This is a genomic window from Alkalibacterium putridalgicola (assembly GCF_040959045.1).
Lineage (GTDB): Bacteria > Bacillota > Bacilli > Lactobacillales > Carnobacteriaceae_A > Alkalibacterium > Alkalibacterium putridalgicola.
In genome coordinates this window covers 162,184-185,083 of sequence record NZ_CP162615.1, presented here as the reverse complement: position 1 = coordinate 185,083, position 22,900 = coordinate 162,184, and the positions used below count along the sequence as shown (strand labels likewise).

The window sequence follows — 22,900 nt, the reverse complement described above, 5'->3', positions numbered from 1 at the left end:
TTTGCGACCTCCAGACACTTGGCGTTCGCACGAAGGGCACGCGCCGACCGTTTGCGTGACCTCCAGACTTCTCTTTCTCGCACGAAAGGCACGCGCCGACTATTTGCGTGACCTTCAGGCTCCTCTTCCTCGCGCGAAGGGCACGCGCCGACTATTTGCGTGACCTTCAGGCTCCTCTTCCTCGCGCGAAGGGCACGCGCCGACCGTTTGCGTGACCTCCAGACTTCTCTTTCTCGCACGAAAGGCACGCACCGACTATTTGCGTGACCTTCAGGCTCCTCTTCCTCGCGCGAAGGGCACGCGCCGACTATTTGCGTGACCTTCAGGCTCCTCTTCCTCGCGCGAAGGGCACGCGCCGACCGTTTGCGTGACCTCCAGACTTCTCTTTCTCGCACGAAGGGCACGCGCTATCCATTTGCGTGACCTCCAGTCTCCTCTTTCTCGCACGAAGGGCACGCGCCGTCTGTTTGCGTTCCCTTCAGACTCCTCTTCCTCGCGCGAAGGGCACGCAAACGTTAAAAATCTGTCCGCTAGCAGGATCGGCGGTCGCTCCGCTTTAGCCTTATTCTCTTTCATAAAAAAAGACCTGCGACTTTAAAGTCGCAGGTCCTCATTACTTGTCCCATCAGAACAGTTTATTTTTTTGCTTGTAAAACCCAGTAACCTTTATCCAGGGCGATACGTTCAACGTTATCGAAAACATCGGTCATTCTCTGTTTAGCACTCGGGGCGCCTTGTTTCTTCTGAATCACGATGACGAGCACGCCATCTTCAGCCAGATGATCATAGGCTTCGGAAATGATCTGATGCACGACTTTCTTTCCAGCTCTTATCGGCGGATTGGAAAGTACGGCACCAAATGCCTTTTCTTCAACGTTTTCATATATGGAAGAAAGATAGATATCGACGTTCTTGATCCCATTTTCCTCAGCATTTTTACGAGCGAGATCGAGTGCACGCTCGTTGACGTCTACCATGTCTATCGATAGTTCAGGGTAGGCTTTTGCCAGAGACAAACCGACCGGACCGTAGCCACAGCCCATATCCAGTACTTTTCCATTTGGAAATACTGACGGGTCAACAGCCTCGATCATGACCTGCGAACCGTAATCGACTCGCTCTTTAGAAAAAACGCCTGAGTCTGTATTAAAGGTAATCATATTGCCTTTTAAAGTCATTTCAAAATTTTGTTCTTTATGTTTCGCATTTGGATTGGATGTGAAATAATGATCTGCCATTGTATAACGCCTCTTTCCGTTAGTTCTTTCCCTAACAGTATACTATGCAGACCTCGGCATCTCAATCATTCAGTCAGATACTGAAAGACAAGCGCATTAGCTGGCTGGTTCATAGTCTGCATTATACTTGGACTGTTTTTTCGACTCTTTTTCGTATTCCGGCTCATATTCCGGTTCTTCTTTCGGCAGGATCTGATTCAAAAGAATGCCTGTGATGGCACTCAAGGCTGTTCCAGAGAGAGTCAGAAGTCCGGCAATATCGAACACTGCGCCGCCCAGACCGATCACCAGCATTGAGCTGGCAATGATCAGGTTTCTTGACTGATTGAAGTCCACTTTGTCTTCGATCATCACTTTCAACCCATTGCTTGCGATGACGCCGTACAAGAGGATCGACATGCCGCCTAAAACCGCAGCCGGGATGGTTGAAATCAGTGCTGTGAATTTACCCATAAAACTCAGAGCGACGGCAATGAAGGCTGCATTTCTGATGACTGAGACCGATGCGATGCGCGTCATACCGATCACGCCGGTATTTTCTCCGTAAGTGGTATTGGCCGGTCCACCAAAGAAGGCCGACACAGCTGTCGCCGCTCCGTCACCGATCAGTGTGCGGTTCAGACCCGGCTCTTTCAGGAATTCACGGTCACAGATCTTCCCTAATACCGAGTGGTCCCCGATATGCTCAGCCACTGTCACCAAAACGATAGGCAGCAGTGCCAGGGCTTCAGGACCGAAGTAGAAATCGTAACTCTGGAAGGTGTTTGTTTCAAAAGGCAGGTACAGTTCCGGCAGAGCGATCCAGTTCGCTTCTCTTACCGCAGTAAAATCTACGATCCCAAGAACTGTGGCTAAAAGGTAGCCTCCGATTATGGCAACTAAGAATGGAATGATTTTCAGGAAGCCTTTTGCTTTCGTGTTGATAAAGGCCGCGATCAGGAAGGTCGTAACGGATACGACGATGACGCGCCAGTCTGAATCAGCGACAAATCCCGCATTCTGAACCGCGTTGGCTGCCAGTCCCAGACCAATGACCATGATCATCGGGCCGATAACGATCGGGGGAAGCAGTTTATCCACCCAGGACGTTCCGACTACCCGAACGATCCCTGCGATGATGATATATAAGAGTCCGACCATGACCACACCTGTCTGTGCGGCGCTGATATCTCCGCCCATTTGTTCTATCGCTATCTGCATGGCTGCGATATAGGCAAATGAGGACCCGAGATACACCGGTACTTTTGCTTTCGTTGCGATCTGGTAGATGAGTGTTCCCACACCGCTGGCTAAAAGTGCGACGGATACGGGCATGTTGAGCAGGATGGGGACGAGGATCGTTGCCCCAAACATTGCGAATACGTGCTGAAGACTTAAGAACATCCCTTTCACCAAGGGCGGCTTTGCCTCCACGTCTAATATTAACGGTCGTTGTTGAATGGCCATAACTTATCATCCTTCTTTCTTATTTTTAGGCATAAAAAAATGCCCTTTTATTTTACGCAAAAAGGACCTTTAGATAAGATGGATGCTAAGCGGCATCGGGATACAGATCTTTACATCAGTTTCTGTGTACAGACTGTTCCTGTGCTTTTCAGCTATATGAAATTTTTCCATCCTTTTCTACCTCACGGGATAGAATTAAAGGAATTTTGCTTGCACTTAGTTTACCAAGTGCCTCCTTTAAAAGCAAGACTTAATTTAACGGCGTGTTTTAATAATTATCCTTTACTTAGAAGAGGGCGAACTTGTATACTAGATTTAACATATTTTGAAAGAGGTTACACATAATGAATGATCCGTCAAGAACGTTGAAACACTGGCTGGTGCTCGCGATCGCCTGCGGTATGTCCGCCAGTGCAGTCGGCCTTACAATGAATGTGATAGGGGTTTTCTACACACCGGTTGCTCAGGATTTGAATATTTATCGTGGGTCGTTCGCTCTTCATGCCACTCTGGCTTCTGTTGCTTTAGCCGTGATCTCTTTGTTCTTTACTACGTTACTTTATCGTTACGGCTGGAAAAAGGTCTTGATCGCAGGTGTCACTCTTGCTTCTTTATCCACCATGGCAATGGCATTCACGACTCAGCTGTGGGTTTTTTATATTCTGGGCATGATTCGCGGCATCGGTGCGGGTCTGTACGCCATGATCCCTTTATCGATGATCATTAATAACTGGTTTGAAGAGAAAAAAGGATTTGCCATGAGCCTCTCCTTTGGTTCTACCGGTATTGCGGGCGCTATCTTCTCACCTGTTTTCACAGCACTGATCAATGCTTTGGGATGGGAGTATTCCTTTGTCGTGATGGGTCTGATTATGATCGCCCTTGCCCTGCCGGCTATCCTTTATCGTTATGAACTGGACCCGAAAGACGAAGGCCTGCTTCCTTACGGCTACGATGAAGCAAAAGAATCCAGGCAGCGCCTGATCAAGCAGCCCAACTGGACCACTTTCTCTTATACGAATATAGCTTTCATACTGATTTTCATCATTGCGTTTACCCATACATCTATCGCAGGCATATCCCAGCATTTGCCCGGATACGCAGAATCCAACTTTCTTTCTGAACAGATAGGCGGCGTCCTCCTGTCTGCTGTGATGATCGGCAATATCACATTCAAGCTCATTATCGGCTCGTTAAGTGATACTGTCGGAATCGTTAAAGCCAGTGTTATTATGCTGGTATTGACGGCTGTCAGCATCGTTATGCTGCTGACGCTGTCAAACACGTATTTACTCATCTTTTCTGCTTTCTTATTCGGCACGGTCTTTACAGTTCCGGCTGTCGCCTTACCGTTATTAACAACTGAGTTTTTTGGAAAAGAGCTGTACGTCCGGATTTATCCGATCCTCTCTTTTTCAGCAGGGATCGGTGCCGCCTTGTCGATGACGCTTGTCGGTTATGCCTATGACTTTACCGGTTCTTATGTCCTGGCTTTCACGATCGCTCTGATTTTCATCGCAGTCAACATCCCACTGCTGTTCATTGCTCAAAAGCATGCACCAAAGCGAACCTGACATCCTGGCCGCCCATAAACCTGCGAGTCGATGCAGTTGAAATCTAAAGAGTCAGGGACATTCAAAAATGTCCCTGACTCTTTACTTTATTCTACTGACCGGGAGGGTTTTCCTGTGCAATAACAGCGTCGATGACGACGACGATCCCCAGCAGCAGGGAAACATACTGTTCGTCATGTATGTTTATTTCGTAAGTATCTCCCCATGACAGCCACTTTTTATTGATGTCCGCGATCACTTTATCGCCTTCTTTGATCATATAATCATGCGCCATAACGGAGCCTTCAATATGCCAGTCGGGGCCTAAAATCGTATAATTATTTTTGAAAAGGGTAAAGTCTTTTTTAACAGTAGCTACTTTTTCCCCTTTCTCATAGAGGTTGTATTCAGGCAGAAACCTCCATAAGGATTGTTCGATGTAAAGCTGTTCTTCATTATCTTTATTAAAGAGCCTTAGTTTTTTTGCAAAAGAGAAGAATTCCCCTTCGACATAGTACCTATCTCGCTCAACATCATCCTTTATTGAAAAGCGGTCTTTAAACGACCAGACTTTCTGTTTGATATATAAACGCATAGACGTTCCTCCTAGAGTTGTGATTGAGCACGCTGATAATTGACACGGGCAGAAACATTGGCGACCAGACCTAAAGAAACCGAAAGCACCATCAAGCTGGACCCGCCATAACTGATGAACGGGAAAGTGACTCCCGTAATGGGCATCAGACCTACCACGCCCATCAGATTGACCATCGACTGGATGAGGAACATCGCGGCTACGCCGATACTCAATATCGAATTAAAGGCACTCTTTGAACGGATCGCAGTCAGGATCATGCGTGACACCATCAAGGCAAAGACGAATAAAAAGATCGTAATGCCAAGCAGCCCGAATTCTTCTCCAATAATCGCGACGATAAAATCTGTATAAGGAAACGGTAGGTAGCCTGTTTTCTGCACACTGTTTCCGAAGCCTACACCAAGCAGACCGCCTCGGCTCAAAGCATAGTAGGAATTGACGAGCTGTAGACCGGCTCCTTCAGCTAGCTGAAACGGATCCCAGAACCCTTGAAATCGTCTATAGCGATTTTCATTAAGAAAAAACAAACGTGTTCCGTACACTTTGATCAGCTGAGTGAGCCCCAGTAGAGAAGTTACGCCGATTAATCCGAAGCCGGTGCCCAATTTAGGAGAAACACCGCTCGCAAAAATCGTGACAGTTCCGATCAGAACGATGATGAATGCCGAGCCTGTATCCGGCTGGACATAGATCATAAGCACGATCAGGCTCACTAAGCCTATAGGCGCAACGATAGCATTGAAGAAATTCTCAGTTATTATTTTCTGCTTCTTCGACAAGATATAAGCCAGATACCAGATCACAGTGAATTTAGTAAATTCAGCTGGCTGAATATTGAACAGCGGCGTTTCTATCCAGCCTTTCGCGCCATTGATTTCCCTTCCGAACAATAGTAAAAAACCAAGGGAAAGGGCAGTGATCAAGATACCGATCATAACATATTTCTTGTTTTTCAAGATTTTCAGCGGAAAAAACAGCGCCAGAAGAAACAAGACATATGACATCCCTACGAATATAATCTGTCTCGGCAGGTAATAGTGCGGATTCCCATAGTCATTCAGTGCGCTATAGCTGCTCGCACTGTAGATCATGATGATGCTGAACAGCGTCAGCGCAAGATAGGGTACGACTAAATATTTATCTACATGTTTCAATCTGTCTTTTATCATCGTCTCATTCCTCTTCTGCACATTTTATGACGTTCCCGGATGAAAGTCTTCCCCTTCGCCCGAGAAGAAGTATGATTTATGATGAAAACGCATGGACATGATCAGGCCGATCCCCATCATGTTACCTAAAAGAGAGGATCCTCCCTGCGAAATAAAAGGCAGCGGAATACCTGTCACAGGAAGCAGGCCGATATTCATTCCGATATTTTCCAATACGTGGAAGGCTATCATCATAATAACGCCAGTAGCGATATACGCATAAAATTCATTTTTTGTATCATAAACGACCTTTATCATATGATAGACCAGGACAAAGTAAGTGAAGATCAGGAATGAACCGCCGGCAAAGCCAAAGTTTTCACCGATCGTGGCAAAAATCATATCAGATTCTCTGACAGGGACATAAACTTCACTTACGCCGAAACCTTTACCGAACACACCGCCTGAGCCGATAGACTTAAAGGCCTGTGTCACCTGATACGTTGCATCCGTCGATCCTTCATGAGGCCTCAGCCAAGTATTGATCCGGGCAAACTGATATGGACTGAAAAGCCCTGTATTTAAAAGAAACTCCTGATTATATACAGCTAATAAGATGAGCGTGACACCGATGGTCGATATGGTCAGGAAGATGGGAAGCAGGATCTGCCACTTGATGCCTGAAAGCAGCACTACTCCGATCAGGATCGCGATATACACCAGCCCCGTCCCCAGATCGTTCTGCATAAAAACAAGCAGGATAGGCAATGCTGAATACAACAGCAGTTTTCCCATCAATAGAAAATCACTTGAATAATCTCTGATTTTATAGGTACTGTTGTGCTTGGTTACTGCTTTAGCCAGCATAAGGATATACGGGATCTTGACGAACTCCGACGGCTGAATGGTCCCAAGTGGTCCAAGTCGTATCCAGGATTTCCCACCCGTACGCATCGCCAGGTTCCGATCGTATATAAGAAGCGTTAGTATCAGCACGATGATGCCTAAAATGTATAAGTATGTGGTCATCTTCCATAACTGTTCCGAATCGAACTGCATCAATACCAGCATGGCGATCGTGCCTAACCCATACCACATGATTTGTCTAAGTGTCATGCCAAGCGAGGCATCCTGGATCAGTACGGTCGTTGAATAGAGCGATACGATGCTGATGATGGCGAGCAGCATCACTGATAAAATAATGCCATAGTCTATACGTTGAGGATATTTATCGTTGTTCATTTATTTCTCCCTTTCTTAAGTAAACATAGAATTCTGGTAAGCCTATAGGGAAGATCCCATTCAATGACACATTTTATCAGATATTCGGTCTAATTCATACGTTATAACCAAATTGACACAAAAGTGTAGAACAAAAAAACCCCTTTGCTATAAAGATACTCTTTACAGCAAAGGGATTCAATGTGTTTAAGTTAAATTAAATTATTTAACTTCTACAGAAGCGCCAGCTTCTTCTAATTTACCTTTTAATTCTTCTGCTTCTTCTTTAGAAACATTTTCTTTAACTGGTGCTGGTGCGCCGTCTACTAAAGCTTTAGCTTCTTTCAAGCCAAGACCTGTAGCTTCACGAACTGCTTTGATAACTTTGATTTTTGCTGAACCTGCGCTTGTTAATTCAACAGTAAATTCTGTTTGTTCTGCTTCTGCAGCTGCGCCAGCTCCTGCTGCTGCAACTGGAGCTGCAGCTTCTACACCGAATTCTTCTTCGATCGCACTTACTAAGTCGTTTAATTCTACGACAGTTGACTCTTTCAAGTCAGCAATGATTTTTTCAATATCTAATGCCATTTTTGTTTTCCTCCATTTGTAATTTAAATTAGTTTAGTTTCAGCTTGCCATACGACTGTATAGCAGTAAGTCAGTTGAATCGACTGCTTTACGCAGCTTCTTCTTCTTTTTTCTCTGCAACAGCTTTGATTGCCAAGGCTGTGTTTCGAACAGGTGCCTGAAGTACAGATAATAGCATTGAAAGTAGGCCGTCGCGGCTTGGTAGTGTAGCAATTTTGTTGATTTGTTCAACACTTGCAACTTTACCTTCCAATACGCCACCTTTAATTTCTAAAGCTTCTGCATCTTTAGCGAATTCTGCAATAATTTTTGCAGGGGCAACAACTTCTTCGTTACTGAATGCTACAGCAGTAGGTCCTTTGAAGACATCTACTAAATCTGACAAATCAGCTGCTTCTGCAGCACGACGAAGCATAGTGTTTTTCAATACGCGCATTTCAATTCCTGCATCACGTAATTGTTTACGTAATTCAGTGACTTGTTCCACTGTCAAACCACGGTAGTCAACGACTACGACAGCTTCTGCGTCTTGAAATTTCTTCGTAATATCATTGACCACTTCTTGTTTTTTTGCAATGACATTTGCTTTACTCATTGATGTTTCACCTCCTGATCGATTGAAATGAGGATTTCCCCTTATACTTACATCCAAAAAGAATTTATCGCATAAAAAAACCCCATGTCACCGTAGACATAGAGGGATCATAGTTGATTAATGTAATCACATGTGTCCTCGGTATGATATTAAGGCGTGAGCCACATACTGTCTTCGGTATTATCCGGTAATAGAATCTATCACCATCATTCATCAATGCATATTTAATTTAAGTTATTTCCTTAACCTGCATAAGTATAGCAAGCTATACCCTGCAGGTCAAGAGAAATTTCAACTTTTTTTATTTAGCAACTGTTGTTGGGTCTACTTTAACACCAGGGCCGAACGTGCTTGCTACTGCCATGTTTTTGATGTAAACACCTTTAGAGCTTGCTGGTTTAGCTTTTACGATAACATCGTGTAAAGCAGCCAAGTTCTCTTTAAGTTTTTCAGTTTCAAATGATACTTTACCGATCGGCACGTGTACATTTGACTGACGGTCGACACGGTAAGTGACTTGACCGGCTTTGATGTCGTTAACAGCTTTAGCTACATCTGGTGTAACGGTACCTGTTTTAGGGTTAGGCATTAAACCTTTAGGTCCTAAGACACGGCCCAATTTACCTACTTCAGCCATCATGTCTGGTGCAGCAACGACGACGTCGAAGTCTAACCATCCACCTTGAACTTTTTCTACAAGATCGCTGTCGCCAACGAAGTCTGCGCCTGCTTCTTCAGCAGCTTTAGCAGCATCGCCTTTTGCGAAAACAATCACTGTCTGAGATTTACCAGTACCGTGCGGCAATACCATTGCGCCACGCAGCTGCTGGTCTGCTTGTTTAGGATCGACACCAAGTCTGTAAGCTACTTCAACACTTGCGTCGAAATTAGCGTAGTCGATTTCTTTAACTAATTCTAATGCTTCAGTTGCATCGTATTTGTTTTCTCTGTCTACTTTTTCCAAAGCAGCTAAGAATTTTTTACTCTTTTTCGCCATTATTTTTCCTCCTTATTGTGGTATTAACGGTTTGACCTCCCACTTGATCTCCGCACGCAATGGACTGATCAGTCAGTTACCATTGGTGATCACGTCGAGTGGCCTCGAATGACTGGATGCGGAGTCAGCAAGCAATGTGATCGTCAAATTAACCTTTGACAGTGAATCCCATACTGCGAGCTGTACCTTCGACCATGCGCATTGCTGCTTCAACACTAGCTGCGTTTAGGTCTTCCATTTTTGTTTCAGCAATTTCTCTTACTTGATCGCTTGTTACAGTTGCCACTTTTTTAGTGTTTGGTTCGCCTGAACCAGACTCAACGCCAGCTGCTTTTTTAAGCAATACTGCTGCAGGTGGTGTTTTAGTGATAAATGTGAATGAACGGTCTTCATAAACAGAAATAACTACAGGAATGATCATCCCTGCCTGGTCAGCTGTACGAGCATTAAACTCTTTACAGAATCCCATAATGTTTACTTGAGCTTGTCCTAATGCAGGTCCTACTGGGGGTGCTGGGTTAGCTTTCCCTGCAGGTATTTGCAATTTCACGACATTAACTACTTTTTTTGCCACGAGACATACCTCCTTGATTTGTGTCCGTGAGTGGTTAAATGAGGTTTCAATTTTCCTCTCCCACTATGTTACTACACCTCACACTACGGATGTGTATAAGGCGCACTGACAAATATTACCATATTTTAATTGGGAATGCAAGGTGTTATTTAATCGATTTTTGAGATCTGATTGTAATCCAGTTCAGCTGTCGTTTCTCTCCCGAACATTTCGATCGATGCTTTGATTTTACCTTTTTCGGTTTCAAGAGCAGTGACATTACCTTCCATCCCGGCAAAGGCGCCATCAGTGATCTGGATACGTTCGCCTAACTCAAGGTCCATTTCCACTTTACGCGGATTGATTCCCATGCTGCGGAGGATCTGATCCACTTCATCCGGCAGAAGCGGAGACGGTTTGCTTCCCGCGCCGTGCGAGCCGACAAATCCGGTCACGCCCGGTGTGTTTCTGACGATGTACCAGGCTTCATCTGACATGATCATTTCCACTAAGACATATCCCGGGAACGTTTTTTCCATCTCGGTTTTTGACTTGCCGTCTTTTTCAGTGGTTTTTTCTTCTTCCGGTATCAGCACCTGCAGGATGTTATCTTCCATTTTCATACTTTGTGCACGTGATTCCAGATTTTGTTTTACTTTATTTTCATAACCTGAATACGTCTGCAGCACGTACCACGCTTTTGAACTCTCTAATTCTTCCATTTTGAACTCCTTTTTTTTAGTCTTATTTTTTCGTACTAAAAAAACCTTCTTTACACACTGTGAAAGAGAAGGTTTTCCATCGGTTCTCGTACTGTAGTATAGCACGAAGGTCTAGTAAATTCTACTGATTTTATGTTTTGTCATACTAAATTCAATAAAAAGGTAATGACTGAATCGACAGCATAAAAGAATACTCCAAAGAATGCCATGACACCAAATACAGTCAGTGTATTTTTACGCATGGCTTCTTTTGTCGGCCAGGTCGTTTCTTTCAGCTCGTGTTTCACTTCGCCTAAGAATGTCTTAACTTTACTCATGTGGGCTGCTCCTTCCACTTTCACTTCGTTCATATTATTTTGTTTCCCTGTGTAATGTATGTTTTTTACAGTAACGGCAATATTTTTTTATTTCAAGACGTTCTGTACGGACTTTGTCGCCTACATCTTTCGTGTAGTTGCGTGACCCGCACTCTGTACAAGCTAATGCTAATTTTTTCTTCATTATTTTTCCTCGCTTCTTACGTTCCATATCTTAAGTTGATCAGTATCCTATTAACTTTAACATCTATACCAAAGCCTGTCAAATCAGTCTATTCGACCAGTTCAAACATTTCATCAGTGATTTCGACCTTGTGAGTGAGGTTGTCAGAAGTAAATACTTTCTTGTCTTTTGTAACATAGATAACATCCACATCGGGCATCTCATTGATATAGTCGAGACCCTCTTCTACGCCCATTGCAAAAGCAGCGGTCGCTATCGCATCGCCATCCATTGCGTTATCTGAAATGATACTGATGCCGGAGATATTGTTTTCAAAAGGATAGCCCGTTTCAGGATTGAGTATATGATGGTAGGATTTACCATCTTCTTCAAAGTTTCGTTCATAGATGCCAGATGTAACGATAGCAGAGTCTACCAGTTCAACCATTCCCATGATATCGCCGCGATCATCAAAAGGATCCTGGATCCCAACGCGCCACGGCTCACTTTCTCCACGGGTACTGTTTCCGACGACCACGATATCGCCACCCAGATCCACAATAGCCGTATTGACACCTTCTTCAACTAATATACGGGCCGCTTCATCTGTAATATAACCTTTCGCAATGGCCCCAAGATCTAATTCCATTCCCTTTTCCTCAAGATATATCGTCTGTTCTTCTTCATTCAGTTCAACTAAATTATAGTCGACGACATCTAGAACATTCTCCAGTTTTTCTTCTTCGGGTACTGCTGCATCTTCCTGCCCGATATTCCATAAACTGGTCATTGCACCGATAGTCGGATCAAATTTACCATCTGATACTTCGGCATAGTAAAGAGCCCTTTCCATAACATGAAAGACTTCCTCCGATACTTTTACAGGCTTTATACCAGCTTGACGATTCACTTCTGATATCTGTGAATCTTCTTTTTCTTTTGCAAACCATTCATCCAGTTCGGTGACTTTTTCAAAGGCAAGATCCAAAGCCTCCTCTTCACCTTCATTAAATACTTTTATATTAGCGACTGTGCCAAGTAGAAACTCTGTTCGTTCGATCGGATTCTCAGCCAGCCCTCGTGGGTCCCCTTCTTCACAACCAGTTAAAAACACTGTAGCTAAAGGGATACTCATTAAAGTTAAAGGCAGTTTACTGCGCTTTCTCATTCTCATTATCCTTCCATTCATTTTCTCTGTACATATTACAACAAAAGTGCTATCCTGTCTATGTTTTCACAAGATAAGATTTGGTATAATATTTTTTTAATGATGATAGCTAACTGACTCCATTTGTGGCAAACTATAACTAGTACAACTAAGCCTAGAAGAGAAGGATTTTCTTATGAACCGCACACAAAAAATGATCTATATATCGCTGCTCTCAGCTCAGGCTGTCATCTTGGGTCTGATCGAACGCAGTATTCCCTTCCCCTTTGCTTTTGCACCTGGGGCAAAGCTTGGAATCGCCAACTTAATAATTATTGTCGCCATCTACACCCTGCCGTTTAAAGACAGTTTCAAAGTGGTGTGGATGCGCCTGTTGATGACCACTCTGCTGGGGGGGACACTGTCGACCTTCCTTTACAGTACAGCCGGTGCCCTGCTCAGTTACTTCGGCATGTTGTTCGTCAAGTTTGCAGGAGGTAAACGTGTCAGCATCATCGGGGTCAGCGCGACTGGCGGTATCCTCCATAACCTGGGACAGCTCCTCGTAGCCAGCTCTATTGCCCAGACCTGGACGGTGCTTCTGTATCTCCCGATATTATCTTCTATGGGGATCCTGTCTGGGATCGCCATCGGGATCGCCGCCAACTTTTTGATGGAAAAAGTCTCCACCATCCAGCGCTTCCGGCAGGAGAACGATGAAAAAAAAAGCCCTGAATTCAGAAAAAAGCTGAATGAGAGCTTATCATAGTAAACAAAAAAAGCCCGGAGAGGCTTTTTTTGTTTAGACAGAAACTATTCAATGAATACGAAGTTATATAAATGTTTGCTCTATTCTTAGCCATCACATGAAATGTTTGCGGTACTTTTCAGTACAGCGATGTTTGGCATTCATGACTTTCTCTTTCGTGCACTCCAGGTCTACGGCGATTTTTTCAAAAGAGTAACCTAAAAAGCAGCAAAGACATACTTCTTTTTCGAAAGAAGACAAATAGTTTATGTATTCTTCCATGGTTTCATTCACTATTGGTTTATCTTCTGGTTGAATAGTTTTGGATGGACCGGCCAGCTGATAGCCGTTTTCTTCCAGCACACTTTCCAGTGATAAGGCCTCTTTATAAGACTTTCGTTTTAATGCGTTACTCTTTCTGATCAGGCGATTGAAGTGATTATCCAGATTCAAGCAGACATACTGATTAAAACTCATCCCTCTATCTAGTTCATATTTTTCTACAGATTCCACTAAAATCAAGCAGGCTTCCTGATATAGATCATCCCGTTCATAGCCTTTGATAAAGCGCCGGTACGTTGACTTTCTTAACAAGGCTTCACTACGTTCCAGAAGATCCGGAAAAAGTGAAGAGTCTCCTGACTGGATCCGAATGATCATGCTGTCGACGATCGGGTCACTTACATCCTTATATACTTTCGTTTCTTTCCTTTCTTTCGTCTCTTCTTTTTCTGTATATAACTGCATCCTTTCTTCTCCTTCTGTTTATTGTGTCTAACAATAACAGAACAGTACATTTATAGTTTCTGGTGATGTATCCTTTGAAAGCGTTTCATTTAATTATACTTACTTTTAAATTAAAAAGTCATTATTTTTATTTTGTTTGTGAGTGAATTCTAATAAATATATATATAAAACATGCGTAAGACTGACAGGATTCATCAGCCCTACGCATGTTTTACACTGTATTTTACTTATCCTGTTTTTTCACCATATTATAATACAGCGACTGGAGGTTCTTTAGATCCTTATCTTTCAGAGGGGAGTTACGTGACCGGTTCTGCATGCGGTACAGCGTACTGTCCAGGGCGATGTTCTTCTTTGTCCGCTTGACGTCTTTGTAAAGTTCATTGGCGGATTTACGTGTGGCGCCGCGTTGGAAGATCAGCCACTGTTCTGCCAGATCCGACGTGGCGACCTGGACGTGCGTGACGAGGAGGTTTTCATCCCCGATAGCCTTTTCGATGTAGCTGTCGGCTGTTTCCCCTTCACTTGTAAAGATGACCGCGACCTCGTACTTGTCATAGCGCTGAGCGATACCGGGGACCAGCTGGGCGTCAAAAACGATGCGTATCTCGATCCCTTCATACTTGGCATAGTTTGAGAGCTCATGCAGGAGAAGATCCCGTGCATCTGCCATTTTATCCAGCCGCTTCAGCTTCACCAGTTCAGGCCAGGCTCCGATCATATTATAGCCATCCACGTACAGCAGTTCTTTTTTCACTTAACTCCCCTCCTTTCAAGTTTTTTATTATGATTTTATAAAGCGTTGCGTTTTCTGAATACTTCGTACATTAGAAGCCCTGAAGCCACACCGGCGTTCAGGCTCTGGACATCCCCGACCATCGGGATTGACAGGGTTTCATCCACTTTCTCTTTCACCAGGCGTGACATCCCTTTACCTTCACTCCCGATGACTAAACCGACTGGAGACGCGACATCCCAGTAACGGTAGTCTTTGCCTTTCATATCAGTCCCGAAGATCCAGAGACCACGGTCTTTCAGTTCATCGATGGTCTGCGCCATGTTGGTCACACGGGCTACCAGGACATGTTCGATCGCTCCGGCAGAGGCTTTTGCTACAGTAGAGGTCAACCCTACTGCGCGGCGTTTAGGGATGATCACACCGTGTACCCCGCTGGCATCGGCAGATCTCAGGATCGATCCCAGATTATGCGGGTCCTCGATCCCATCCAGCAGCAGGAAGAAAGGTGCTTCGTTTTTCTCCTCGGCTTTTTCGAACAGCTCATCGAGGGTGGCATAGTTCACCGGACTGGCAGCCAAAACGAGGCCCTGGTGATTGCCGCCATCAGACAGATTGTCCAGTTTTGTTTTAGGTACAAAGGACAGCTGGACTTTGCGTTTTTTTGCTTCGCTGACCACTTTATTGATCTTATTATCAGTCAGACCGTCCTGAACGAACAGCTTGTTCACGTCCCGTTCGGACCGGAGTGTTTCCAGGACCGGATTTCTGCCATAGACCATTTCATCATCGGTGATGGTCGATTCATTATTGTCGTGTTTCGGTTTTTCATTATTGTTTCGTTTTTTTATTGCCATGTTGACATCTCCTTCCTCTTTACAGTTCTTTGATTTTTTCAGTTTCTTCGATTTTTTCGATACACCAGCTGATCAGTTCCTGCAGACGGTCTGCTTCACCAGTCAGGTAAAGAAAACCGATCAGCGATTCAAAGCCCGTGGACTGACTATAGGTCTTTGAGTCTGCGTTCTTGGCTTTCGAATAACTCTTGGCATTGCGTCCGCGTTTATAGTAATCCAATTCCTCTTCGGTCAATATTTCCTGGTCAATCATTTTTCCTATCAGAAAAGACTGGGCTTTCGCCGAGACATAGCCGGTCGCAGAGACGTGTAGTCGGTTCGGCTTTGTTTTACCGGAATAAATAAGGTGTTCTCTCACCGCCTGTTCGTATACGGCATCTCCCATGTAAGCGAGCGCCAGACCATTCAGCTGTTTCGGGTCGACCGTCCGGTTCATCCTATTCTCCCCGTTTCCAGCGTAAACCCTGAGGCGTATCTTCTAAAATGATATTTTTTTCTTTCAGTAGATCCCTGATTTCATCTGCACGCTGGAATTGGCGTTCTTTCCGCGCTGTTTCCCGTTCTTCGATCAGTTTTTCGATGTCATCGTCCAAAAGATCATTCGCTGCTTCGATCGTTATACCAAAAACATACATGAATTCTTCGATCAGCTGCATGGCAAACTCTAAAACGACCCGTGAAACTTCCGGCTCTTCGAGATAACGGTTGAGGAAACGTACCAAATCATAGACGACGGTGATGCCGTTTTGTGTCTGAAAGTCATCATCCATGTGACGGATAAATTCCTCTTTAAATGCTTCCAGCTGATCCATTTTTTCGCTGTCCGAGTCAAGCGCTGTTTCTGCCTGTTCCAGACGACGAGACGCATTAAAATAGGATGTCTCGATGCGGTTTAAATTAGTCTTGGCTTCTTCTATCGCATCCACCGAGTAATTGATCGGACGACGATAGTGAGCGGTGGACATGAAGAATCTCAGCGCCTTCGGATCATGCTTTTCACGCAGATCTTTCACCAGGACCACATTCCCGATGGACTTGCTCATCTTCTCTTCATTCATCGTGACAAAGCCGTTGTGCATCCAGTAATTCGCAAAGGTCTTGTGGGTCTTGGCTTCTGTCTGGGCAATTTCATTCTCGTGATGCGGGAACGCCAGATCCTGACCTCCGGCGTGGATGTCGATGGTGTCGCCCAGGTATTTCGTCGCCATCACTGAACACTCGATGTGCCAGCCCGGTCTGCCTTTACCCCAAGGGGATTCCCAGCTGATTTCGCCTTCTTTGGCTGCTTTCCATAAGGCAAAGTCCAGCGGGTCTTCTTTTTTATCCATCTCGTCGCCTACCCGGTTACTTGCACCCAGTTCCAGATCATCCAGAGAGATCCGGCTCAGGTTTCCGTACTTTTCAAAACGACGGGTACGGTAGTACACATCGCCCTCTGATTCATAGGCATAGCCGTTGTCTATAAGCGCTTCAACAAACGCAATGATCTCCGGGATATTCTCCATGACGCGCGGCGCATGGGTCGGTTTTTTCACTTCCAGCGCCAGCGTGTCCGCGTAGAAGGCTTCAATGAACGTGTCTGCCACTTCCGGAGCCGTCTGACCCAGCTCTTTCGCGGCTCGGATGATTTTGTCATCCACGTCTGTGAAGTTGGAGACGTAATCGACGTCGTACCCTCTATACGTGAAATAGCGCCGTACCGTATCGAACGCAACGGTACTTCTAGCGTTTCCTATATGAATGTAGTTATAGACCGTCGGCCCACAGACATACATTTTCACTTTTCCTTCTTCCAAGGGTACGAAGGTTTCTTTTTTTCGTGTCAGTGTATTGTAAATGTGTATCATCTTGCGCGACTCCCTTCTTCTGTAAACGAGTTCCGGACTTCTGACTGCTCAGAATCCGTCAAAAAGAAAAGCCACACAACCGGTTGAAAGAAAGTTCGGGTTGCATGGCTTCATGGCCTTTCTTAACAGCTTATGCCTTAAAAGGATTTGATCAAATCTTGTGCTTTATTGATATTGGCAATCGCTTTTTCTCTTCCCAGCAATTCAATTGTGTCGTTTAACTGAGGCCCATGTTCCTGCCCTGAAACGGCCACACGGATAGGCATGAAGAGATTCTTGCCTTTGATCCCCGTTTCTTTCTGAACAGCCTTGATGGCTTTTTTTATTTCGCCTGCTTCAAACGGTTCGACCGTTTTCAGCTGCTCAGTAAAGGCGTCCAGTACAGTCGGTACGGTTTCGCCTTTCAGCACGTCCTGTGCTCCGTCTGACCAGTCCAGTTTATCTTCAAAGAATAAACCGGCGAGCTGTGTGATTTGTGCCGCATAGCTCATTTGTTCCTGATACAGACCGATCAGTTTTTTGATCCATTCACTTTTTTCTTCTGAAGGATTGGCTTCGACATAACCCGCTTCAACTAAATGCGGGATCGCTCTCAACGTCAGTTCACCTGTATCCATGTTTTTCATGTACTGATTGCTGATCCATTCCAGTTTGCTTGCATCAAAAGCAGCTGGTGACGTACCCAGACGGTTGTGATCGAACATCTCAACGAATTCTTCTTTGGAGAACAATTCGTCTTCCCCAACTGGAGACCAGCCCAGCAGGGTAATAAAGTTGAATAAAGCTTCTGGCATGTAGCCCAGTTCGCGGTACTGTTCGATAAACTGCAGGATCGTTTCGTCACGCTTGCTCAGCTTTTTACCCGTTTCGGCGTTGATGATCAGTGTCATGTGTCCGAAACGCGGAGCTTTCCACTCGAATGCGTCATAGATCATCATCTGTTTTGGTGTGTTAGCGATATGATCATCGCCTCTCAATACGTGAGAGATCTTCATGTAATGATCATCCACCGTTACGGCAAAGTTATAGGTCGGCATACCGTCACGCTTGCGGATCACCCAGTCGCCGCCGATCGAATCAGCTTCAAAGGATATGTTCCCTTTCACCATGTCATCGAACGTATACGTGGACCCTTTAGGAATACGGAAACGAACGACCGGTGTGATGCCTTCTTCCTGTTTGGCTTTCTGTTCAGCCGCAGAAAGATTGGCACATTTCCCGCTGTAATGAGGCATTTCGCCACGGGCACGCTGCGCTTCACGTTCGGCTTCCAGTTCTTCACTGGTACAGTAACACTTGTAGGCATTATTGCTGGCTAAAAGCTGGTCCACCAGGGGATCATAGATGTCTTTACGTTCGGACTGACGGTAAGGTCCGTATGGTCCGCCTACGTCTGAACTTTCATCCCAGTCGATGCCTAGCCATTTCAAGTTGTTCAACTGGCTTGTTTCTCCAGTTTCTACATGTCTTTTCTGATCGGTATCCTCGATACGGATGATGAAATCTCCGCCGTGATGACGGGCAAATAAATAATTGAATAACGCCGTACGCGCATTCCCGATGTGTAAATGTCCAGTCGGACTCGGTGCGTAACGTACACGAACTTTTTCTGTCATAATTGAACGCTCCTTATTGTTTTACTTCAAATGTTTTTCATTGTCGCAGTAGTATAAACTTACCATTATTTCGCAGATTCTTCCACTAGAACCGGCAAATACTATATGATCGGTCTCAGCTTTCCTTAAGCATGCGCGCCATCTGATAATCAAAGGCTGTGGTCAGTTTGAAATTATCGTCCGACCCCGAAATGACTTTGACTGGATAACCTGCACGCTCGACGAGCTCAGTTTCTTCATTGCCATAAAAATGCTCCTGTTCGGCCTGATCCACCGCCTGTTTCAATACTATGGAGTCAAACAGCTGCGGCGTCTGAATATGCCAGACTTCCGGTCGGCAAAGCGAACGAACCACCCTTTTGTCTCTGACGATTTTCATCGAATCTTTAGCTGGTATGCCCAGCGTGACCGCAGGCGATGCTTTTCCCGCCTCTAGCAGAGCAATTAAAAGATTTCTTGTTACAAACGGCCGGGCCGCATCATGGATCATGATTTTCCCTTGATCTGTGCAAGTCATTTGAGCCAGGGCACGTGCGACACTATCCTGTCTTTCTCTGCCGCCGATGACCCATTGTATTTTTTCTGGCATCTCTTTGTATAGGTCGATCAGATAGTCTTGGATGAGGGGCTGATTAACAGCGTTCACGACAAACCATATTTTCCGGCAGTCAGTGTCCTTATTGAAAAGTCTGAAAGAATAATCGAACACAGGCCGGTCTGCCAGAGGCATCAGGACTTTGTTCAATTTTTCCGGATGATGAAATCGCCTAGCCGATCCCGCAGCCAGGAGTATGACTTCATAGGGATCAGCCATTGGCATCTTTCCTGTTATCCAGTGATTTCTGGTCATTCGCCAGTTTGGCAAAAATCATACGTCCGGCATTGGTCTGGAGTGAACTCGTCACCACAACATCGACCATTTCATTGACATGGTGCTTGCCTTCCTCCACAACGACCATTGTGCCGTCATCAAGATAAGCCACTCCCTGGCTGCGTTCGGTACCGTGCTTCACGATCATGACCCGCATGGCTTCTCCCGGTATCACAACAGGCTTGACTGCATTGGCTAATTCGTTGATATTCAGAACAGATACATTCTGGAACTCAGCCACTTTGTTCAGATTAAAGTCATTGGTGATGACCATACCATCCAGTTTTTTTGCTAGATGAACTAGTTTTAAATCGACTTCTTCTGTCTCAGGAATGTCACTGTCATCCATCTCAAGCGCGATACTTTTTTCTTTCTGCAGAGCGTTTAGAATATCCAGTCCGCGGCGCCCTCTTACCCGTTTCAGACTATCTGAAGAATCTGCAATATACTGCAATTCTTTGAGTACATAGTGAGACACGACGAGTACACCTTCAAGAAACCCTGTTCTGACAACATCGAGGATGCGTCCGTCAATGATGGTGCTCGTGTCCAGCACTTTATACTTGCGGAAGGTTTCACCTTCTTTTCGGTCTAAAACATCGCTGTTCTCCTTCTCGGGGATCTTAGGTGTAAAGAGACGTCTGATCTCTTCTCTTCGTGACGTCCCCAGCTGGAACCCTCCGTAGGCAAGAGCTACTGTTAATATGAATGGAAACACATCGCTTATGAAGATTATGTTCAGAGCATTCAAACCATAACTAAATAATAAAGCAAGAATAAGTCCAATAATCGCACCAATGCTCCCGAACATAAGATAAGAGATACTCATTTCACTGAAAATCTTTTCCACCTTAGCAATAGCTTTTTCTATCGGTTTAACGGCTGCCAGAGCCCCCATGTAAAACAGTGCTGCTCCTAAAACCATGCCAATAATTGGATGCAAAAGCCAGCTAGGCGCACCCTCCCAGTTTGCTATCAAATCCGGGAAGACATTATAACCTAAACTGCCACCAACTAAAGTAAACGTAAGCAGTATCAATTTCGTTACCATTTACTCCCTCCTTTTCGTTAATATGTTTTTATACTCTATCAGTATACCAACCTGAGTTATAAATACGAATAAATCCGGCTTTTTCATTACGAAAAAGCCCGTTTTATCGCTTCAGACAACGTGGTACATCCAATCACTTCTATGTTTTTGGGCATGTCCCAGCCGTCTTTATTGTTTTTAGGAATAAAAATACGCTTGAACCCCAGTTTAGCCGCTTCTTTGACACGCTGCTCGATTTTAGAAATACTTCTTATTTCACCCGTCAGACCGATTTCGCCTATGAAACAGTCCGTTGGCCGTGTCTCTTTCTCTTTATAACTGGAGGCGATGCTGATAGCGATGGATAAATCGATAGCCGGCTCATCCAGACGTACGCCACCTGCAGCTTTCAAGTAAGCATCCTGATTCTGCAGCAGGAGTCCGGCACGTTTTTCCAGCACGGCCATGATCAGGGAAACTCGCGAGTAATCCAGTCCGCTGGATGTCCGTTTTGCATTACCGAAAACGGTTGGAGATATCAGTGACTGGATCTCAACGAGCATCGGTCGCGTCCCTTCCATCGCGGCTACGACGGCCGATCCTGTGGCTCCCGCTAGACGTTCCTCCAGAAAGAGCTGTGACGGGTTAAGGACTTCTTCGAGGCCACCGTTCTTCATCTCAAATATCCCGATCTCATTCGTCGATCCGAAACGGTTCTTAACGGCTCTCAGGATACGGAAGGTATGGTGCTGTTCACCTTCAAAATAAAGCACGGTATCCACCATGTGCTCAAGCATTCTCGGACCGGCGATCGCGCCTTCTTTGGTCACATGGCCGACGATGAAAATAGCGATCTCGTTCATCTTCGCTATCTGCATCAATGTGGACGTCGATTCTCTTACCTGAGATACACTTCCGGAAGCACTGTCGATATTTGCGTGGTGCATCGTCTGGATCGAGTCGATGATGACATAATCCGGTTTCAGTGTTTCGATCGTTTCCTGTATAGCAGTCACTTCAGTCTCCGCATATAAATAAAAGTCGGTCCCGCGCAATTCCAGCCGTTCCGCTCTCATTTTTATCTGGGCGGTACTTTCCTCACCGGAAACGTACAGTACTTTCCCGCCCTGCTGGTTCAACTGTGCCGATACCTGCAAGAGCAGCGTGGATTTCCCTATACCCGGATCTCCACCGATCAGAACGAGTGAGCCGGGTACGACGCCGCCACCCAGGACACGGTTGAATTCAACCATTTTTGTTTTTACACGCTCTTCTTTTTCTATGGTTATGTCTGTAATAGGTTCTGCCTTGGATGCTTTACCCGACATGGTCACACGGCTTCGGCTGTCGGATTTATCCGGCAGTTTTTCTTCGACCATCTGATTCCAGGTGCCGCAGCTTGGACATTTCCCTAAATATTTCGGAGATTCATAGCCGCAGTTTTGACAGACAAATACAGTTGCTTTCTTTTTTGCCAATTCATAGACTCCTTCAATTATCAACTTGATGTAAAAATATCGACATTACTTGATTTCTCTTCATTGCACAACGCCTGAACAGGATTCATTGCTCTACCAGCGGCCTTTTTTACTTCCTTATCTGCCGGAAGAGCCGAAGCCACCTATGCGCTTGTCAAAGGCATGGTCTTCCTCATCCACGACTTCATATCTGGAAAAGATGCCCTGAGCAATGCGTTCTCCTTTAGCGATCGTCACATCTTCGAGCCCGTAGTTAATGACCTGAACAAAGATTTCACCTTCATTTCCTGCATTCCCATAATAGTCAGAATCAATGACGCCTATGCCGTTTGGAACAGCCAGCTGACGTTTCATCGGGTTGCTTGACCGGTTAGCCAGCAGCAAGTACTCATTTTCCGGCATATAGGCTTTCACTCCTGTCGGAATGAGCGTCGACCGCATCGGATTCTCACCGCGTTTATCTGTTTCTTTCCATTCCTTGAATGCAGAGGGAACAACCACATCTACTGCAGCCGTTAAATCATACCCGGCTGACCCTTTCGTGGCCCGTTTCGGCAGCACCAGGTCTGCTTCTTTATACTTCGTTACAATTTCAAATCCTCTAAGTCTAGTCATTGTACGCTCTGCACAGAAAAACGTGCAGATCAACTCCCCTTTCAATGCACACTATAATACTTCCATTTT

At 45.1% G+C, this 22,900-nt stretch carries 25 protein-coding genes and 1 other annotated feature; of the genes, 2 read left to right on the top strand and 23 right to left on the bottom strand.

Annotated features, from left to right (window positions below; translation table 11 throughout):
* Positions 1 to 635: 635 nt before the first annotated feature.
* On the bottom strand, positions 636 to 1,238 hold the full coding sequence (locus AB4027_RS00985; protein WP_368645616.1) for a class I SAM-dependent methyltransferase: 603 nt from the start codon (positions 1,236 to 1,238) through the stop codon (positions 636 to 638).
* Between the two features lie 96 nt (positions 1,239 to 1,334).
* Entirely contained in the window at positions 1,335 to 2,684 is a 1,350-nt protein-coding gene (locus AB4027_RS00980; protein WP_091489317.1) for a uracil-xanthine permease family protein, read from the bottom strand.
* A gap of 344 nt (positions 2,685 to 3,028) precedes the next feature.
* On the opposite strand from AB4027_RS00980, the gene AB4027_RS00975 reads away from it, so the two are divergent.
* Positions 3,029 to 4,258, top strand: a complete 1,230-nt coding sequence (locus AB4027_RS00975; protein WP_368645615.1) for an MFS transporter — start codon at positions 3,029 to 3,031, stop codon at positions 4,256 to 4,258.
* Between the two features lie 91 nt (positions 4,259 to 4,349).
* Here the strand turns inward: AB4027_RS00975 and AB4027_RS00970 are convergent, their stop codons facing one another.
* The 11 genes from AB4027_RS00970 to AB4027_RS00920 all read right to left on the bottom strand — a co-directional run bounded on the left by AB4027_RS00970 (position 4,350) and on the right by AB4027_RS00920 (position 12,307).
* Positions 4,350 to 4,832, bottom strand: coding sequence for an LURP-one-related/scramblase family protein (locus AB4027_RS00970; RefSeq protein ID WP_368645614.1), 483 nt, complete (start codon positions 4,830 to 4,832; stop codon positions 4,350 to 4,352).
* Positions 4,833 to 4,843: 11 nt separating this feature from the next.
* Positions 4,844 to 6,004: an FtsW/RodA/SpoVE family cell cycle protein gene (locus AB4027_RS00965; protein ID WP_368645613.1), complete on the bottom strand. Its 1,161-nt coding sequence runs from the start codon at positions 6,002 to 6,004 to the stop codon at positions 4,844 to 4,846.
* A 24-nt stretch (positions 6,005 to 6,028) separates the two neighbouring features.
* Entirely contained in the window at positions 6,029 to 7,225 is a 1,197-nt protein-coding gene (locus AB4027_RS00960) for an FtsW/RodA/SpoVE family cell cycle protein (protein ID WP_368645612.1), read from the bottom strand.
* Positions 7,226 to 7,426: 201 nt separating this feature from the next.
* Positions 7,427 to 7,792, bottom strand: a complete 366-nt coding sequence (rplL, locus tag AB4027_RS00955) for a 50S ribosomal protein L7/L12 (RefSeq protein WP_091489325.1) — start codon at positions 7,790 to 7,792, stop codon at positions 7,427 to 7,429.
* A gap of 88 nt (positions 7,793 to 7,880) precedes the next feature.
* Positions 7,881 to 8,387, bottom strand: coding sequence for a 50S ribosomal protein L10 (gene rplJ / locus AB4027_RS00950; protein ID WP_091489327.1), 507 nt, complete (start codon positions 8,385 to 8,387; stop codon positions 7,881 to 7,883).
* Positions 8,388 to 8,452: 65 nt separating this feature from the next.
* Positions 8,453 to 8,583: a sequence feature (ribosomal protein L10 leader region), on the bottom strand.
* 105 nt (positions 8,584 to 8,688) lie between these two features.
* Positions 8,689 to 9,384, bottom strand: a complete 696-nt coding sequence (gene rplA / locus AB4027_RS00945) for a 50S ribosomal protein L1 (protein ID WP_091489328.1) — start codon at positions 9,382 to 9,384, stop codon at positions 8,689 to 8,691.
* Positions 9,385 to 9,532: 148 nt separating this feature from the next.
* The gene (gene rplK, locus AB4027_RS00940; RefSeq protein WP_091489330.1) at positions 9,533 to 9,958 is read right to left on the bottom strand and encodes a 50S ribosomal protein L11; all 426 of its coding nucleotides are present in this window, start codon (positions 9,956 to 9,958) and stop codon (positions 9,533 to 9,535) included.
* Between the two features lie 149 nt (positions 9,959 to 10,107).
* Complete coding sequence (gene nusG / locus AB4027_RS00935) at positions 10,108 to 10,659, bottom strand: transcription termination/antitermination protein NusG (RefSeq protein ID WP_091489331.1); 552 nt, start codon at positions 10,657 to 10,659, stop codon at positions 10,108 to 10,110.
* Positions 10,660 to 10,799: 140 nt separating this feature from the next.
* Entirely contained in the window at positions 10,800 to 10,976 is a 177-nt protein-coding gene (gene secE, locus AB4027_RS00930; protein WP_091489360.1) for a preprotein translocase subunit SecE, read from the bottom strand.
* A 34-nt stretch (positions 10,977 to 11,010) separates the two neighbouring features.
* Positions 11,011 to 11,163, bottom strand: a complete 153-nt coding sequence (rpmG, locus tag AB4027_RS00925; protein WP_245751941.1) for a 50S ribosomal protein L33 — start codon at positions 11,161 to 11,163, stop codon at positions 11,011 to 11,013.
* An 85-nt stretch (positions 11,164 to 11,248) separates the two neighbouring features.
* Positions 11,249 to 12,307: an FAD:protein FMN transferase gene (locus AB4027_RS00920; protein WP_368645611.1), complete on the bottom strand. Its 1,059-nt coding sequence runs from the start codon at positions 12,305 to 12,307 to the stop codon at positions 11,249 to 11,251.
* Positions 12,308 to 12,482: 175 nt separating this feature from the next.
* On the opposite strand from AB4027_RS00920, the gene AB4027_RS00915 reads away from it, so the two are divergent.
* A complete protein-coding gene (locus AB4027_RS00915; RefSeq protein WP_368645610.1) occupies positions 12,483 to 13,055 on the top strand; it encodes a Gx transporter family protein in 573 nt (190 codons plus the stop codon).
* Positions 13,056 to 13,148: 93 nt separating this feature from the next.
* On the opposite strand, the gene AB4027_RS00910 is transcribed toward AB4027_RS00915, so the two are convergent.
* From AB4027_RS00910 to dut, 10 genes are all read right to left on the bottom strand, one after another.
* On the bottom strand, positions 13,149 to 13,781 hold the full coding sequence (locus AB4027_RS00910) for a sigma-70 family RNA polymerase sigma factor (RefSeq protein ID WP_091489338.1): 633 nt from the start codon (positions 13,779 to 13,781) through the stop codon (positions 13,149 to 13,151).
* Between the two features lie 223 nt (positions 13,782 to 14,004).
* Entirely contained in the window at positions 14,005 to 14,538 is a 534-nt protein-coding gene (locus tag AB4027_RS00905; protein WP_091489339.1) for an NYN domain-containing protein, read from the bottom strand.
* Positions 14,539 to 14,573: 35 nt separating this feature from the next.
* On the bottom strand, positions 14,574 to 15,299 hold the full coding sequence (gene rlmB, locus AB4027_RS00900) for a 23S rRNA (guanosine(2251)-2'-O)-methyltransferase RlmB (RefSeq protein WP_368646392.1): 726 nt from the start codon (positions 15,297 to 15,299) through the stop codon (positions 14,574 to 14,576).
* Between the two features lie 94 nt (positions 15,300 to 15,393).
* Positions 15,394 to 15,810, bottom strand: a complete 417-nt coding sequence (locus AB4027_RS00895; protein WP_368645609.1) for a Mini-ribonuclease 3 — start codon at positions 15,808 to 15,810, stop codon at positions 15,394 to 15,396.
* Between the two features lies 1 nt (position 15,811).
* Complete coding sequence (gene cysS / locus AB4027_RS00890) at positions 15,812 to 17,221, bottom strand: cysteine--tRNA ligase (RefSeq protein WP_368645608.1); 1,410 nt, start codon at positions 17,219 to 17,221, stop codon at positions 15,812 to 15,814.
* Positions 17,222 to 17,358: 137 nt separating this feature from the next.
* Positions 17,359 to 18,837, bottom strand: coding sequence for a glutamate--tRNA ligase (gene gltX / locus AB4027_RS00885; RefSeq protein WP_368645607.1), 1,479 nt, complete (start codon positions 18,835 to 18,837; stop codon positions 17,359 to 17,361).
* A 115-nt stretch (positions 18,838 to 18,952) separates the two neighbouring features.
* Positions 18,953 to 19,651, bottom strand: coding sequence for a 2-C-methyl-D-erythritol 4-phosphate cytidylyltransferase (locus tag AB4027_RS00880; protein ID WP_368645606.1), 699 nt, complete (start codon positions 19,649 to 19,651; stop codon positions 18,953 to 18,955).
* Positions 19,644 to 20,759, bottom strand: coding sequence for a PIN/TRAM domain-containing protein (locus tag AB4027_RS00875; protein WP_091489349.1), 1,116 nt, complete (start codon positions 20,757 to 20,759; stop codon positions 19,644 to 19,646). The genes AB4027_RS00880 and AB4027_RS00875 overlap by 8 nt, the downstream gene beginning before the upstream one ends.
* A gap of 86 nt (positions 20,760 to 20,845) precedes the next feature.
* Positions 20,846 to 22,216 carry a DNA repair protein RadA gene (gene radA / locus AB4027_RS00870; protein WP_091489350.1) on the bottom strand — a complete coding sequence of 457 codons (1,371 nt, stop codon included), beginning with the start codon at positions 22,214 to 22,216 and terminating at the stop codon, positions 20,846 to 20,848.
* Positions 22,217 to 22,333: 117 nt separating this feature from the next.
* Complete coding sequence (gene dut / locus AB4027_RS00865) at positions 22,334 to 22,831, bottom strand: dUTP diphosphatase (protein ID WP_368645605.1); 498 nt, start codon at positions 22,829 to 22,831, stop codon at positions 22,334 to 22,336.
* Positions 22,832 to 22,900: the final 69 nt, after the last annotated feature.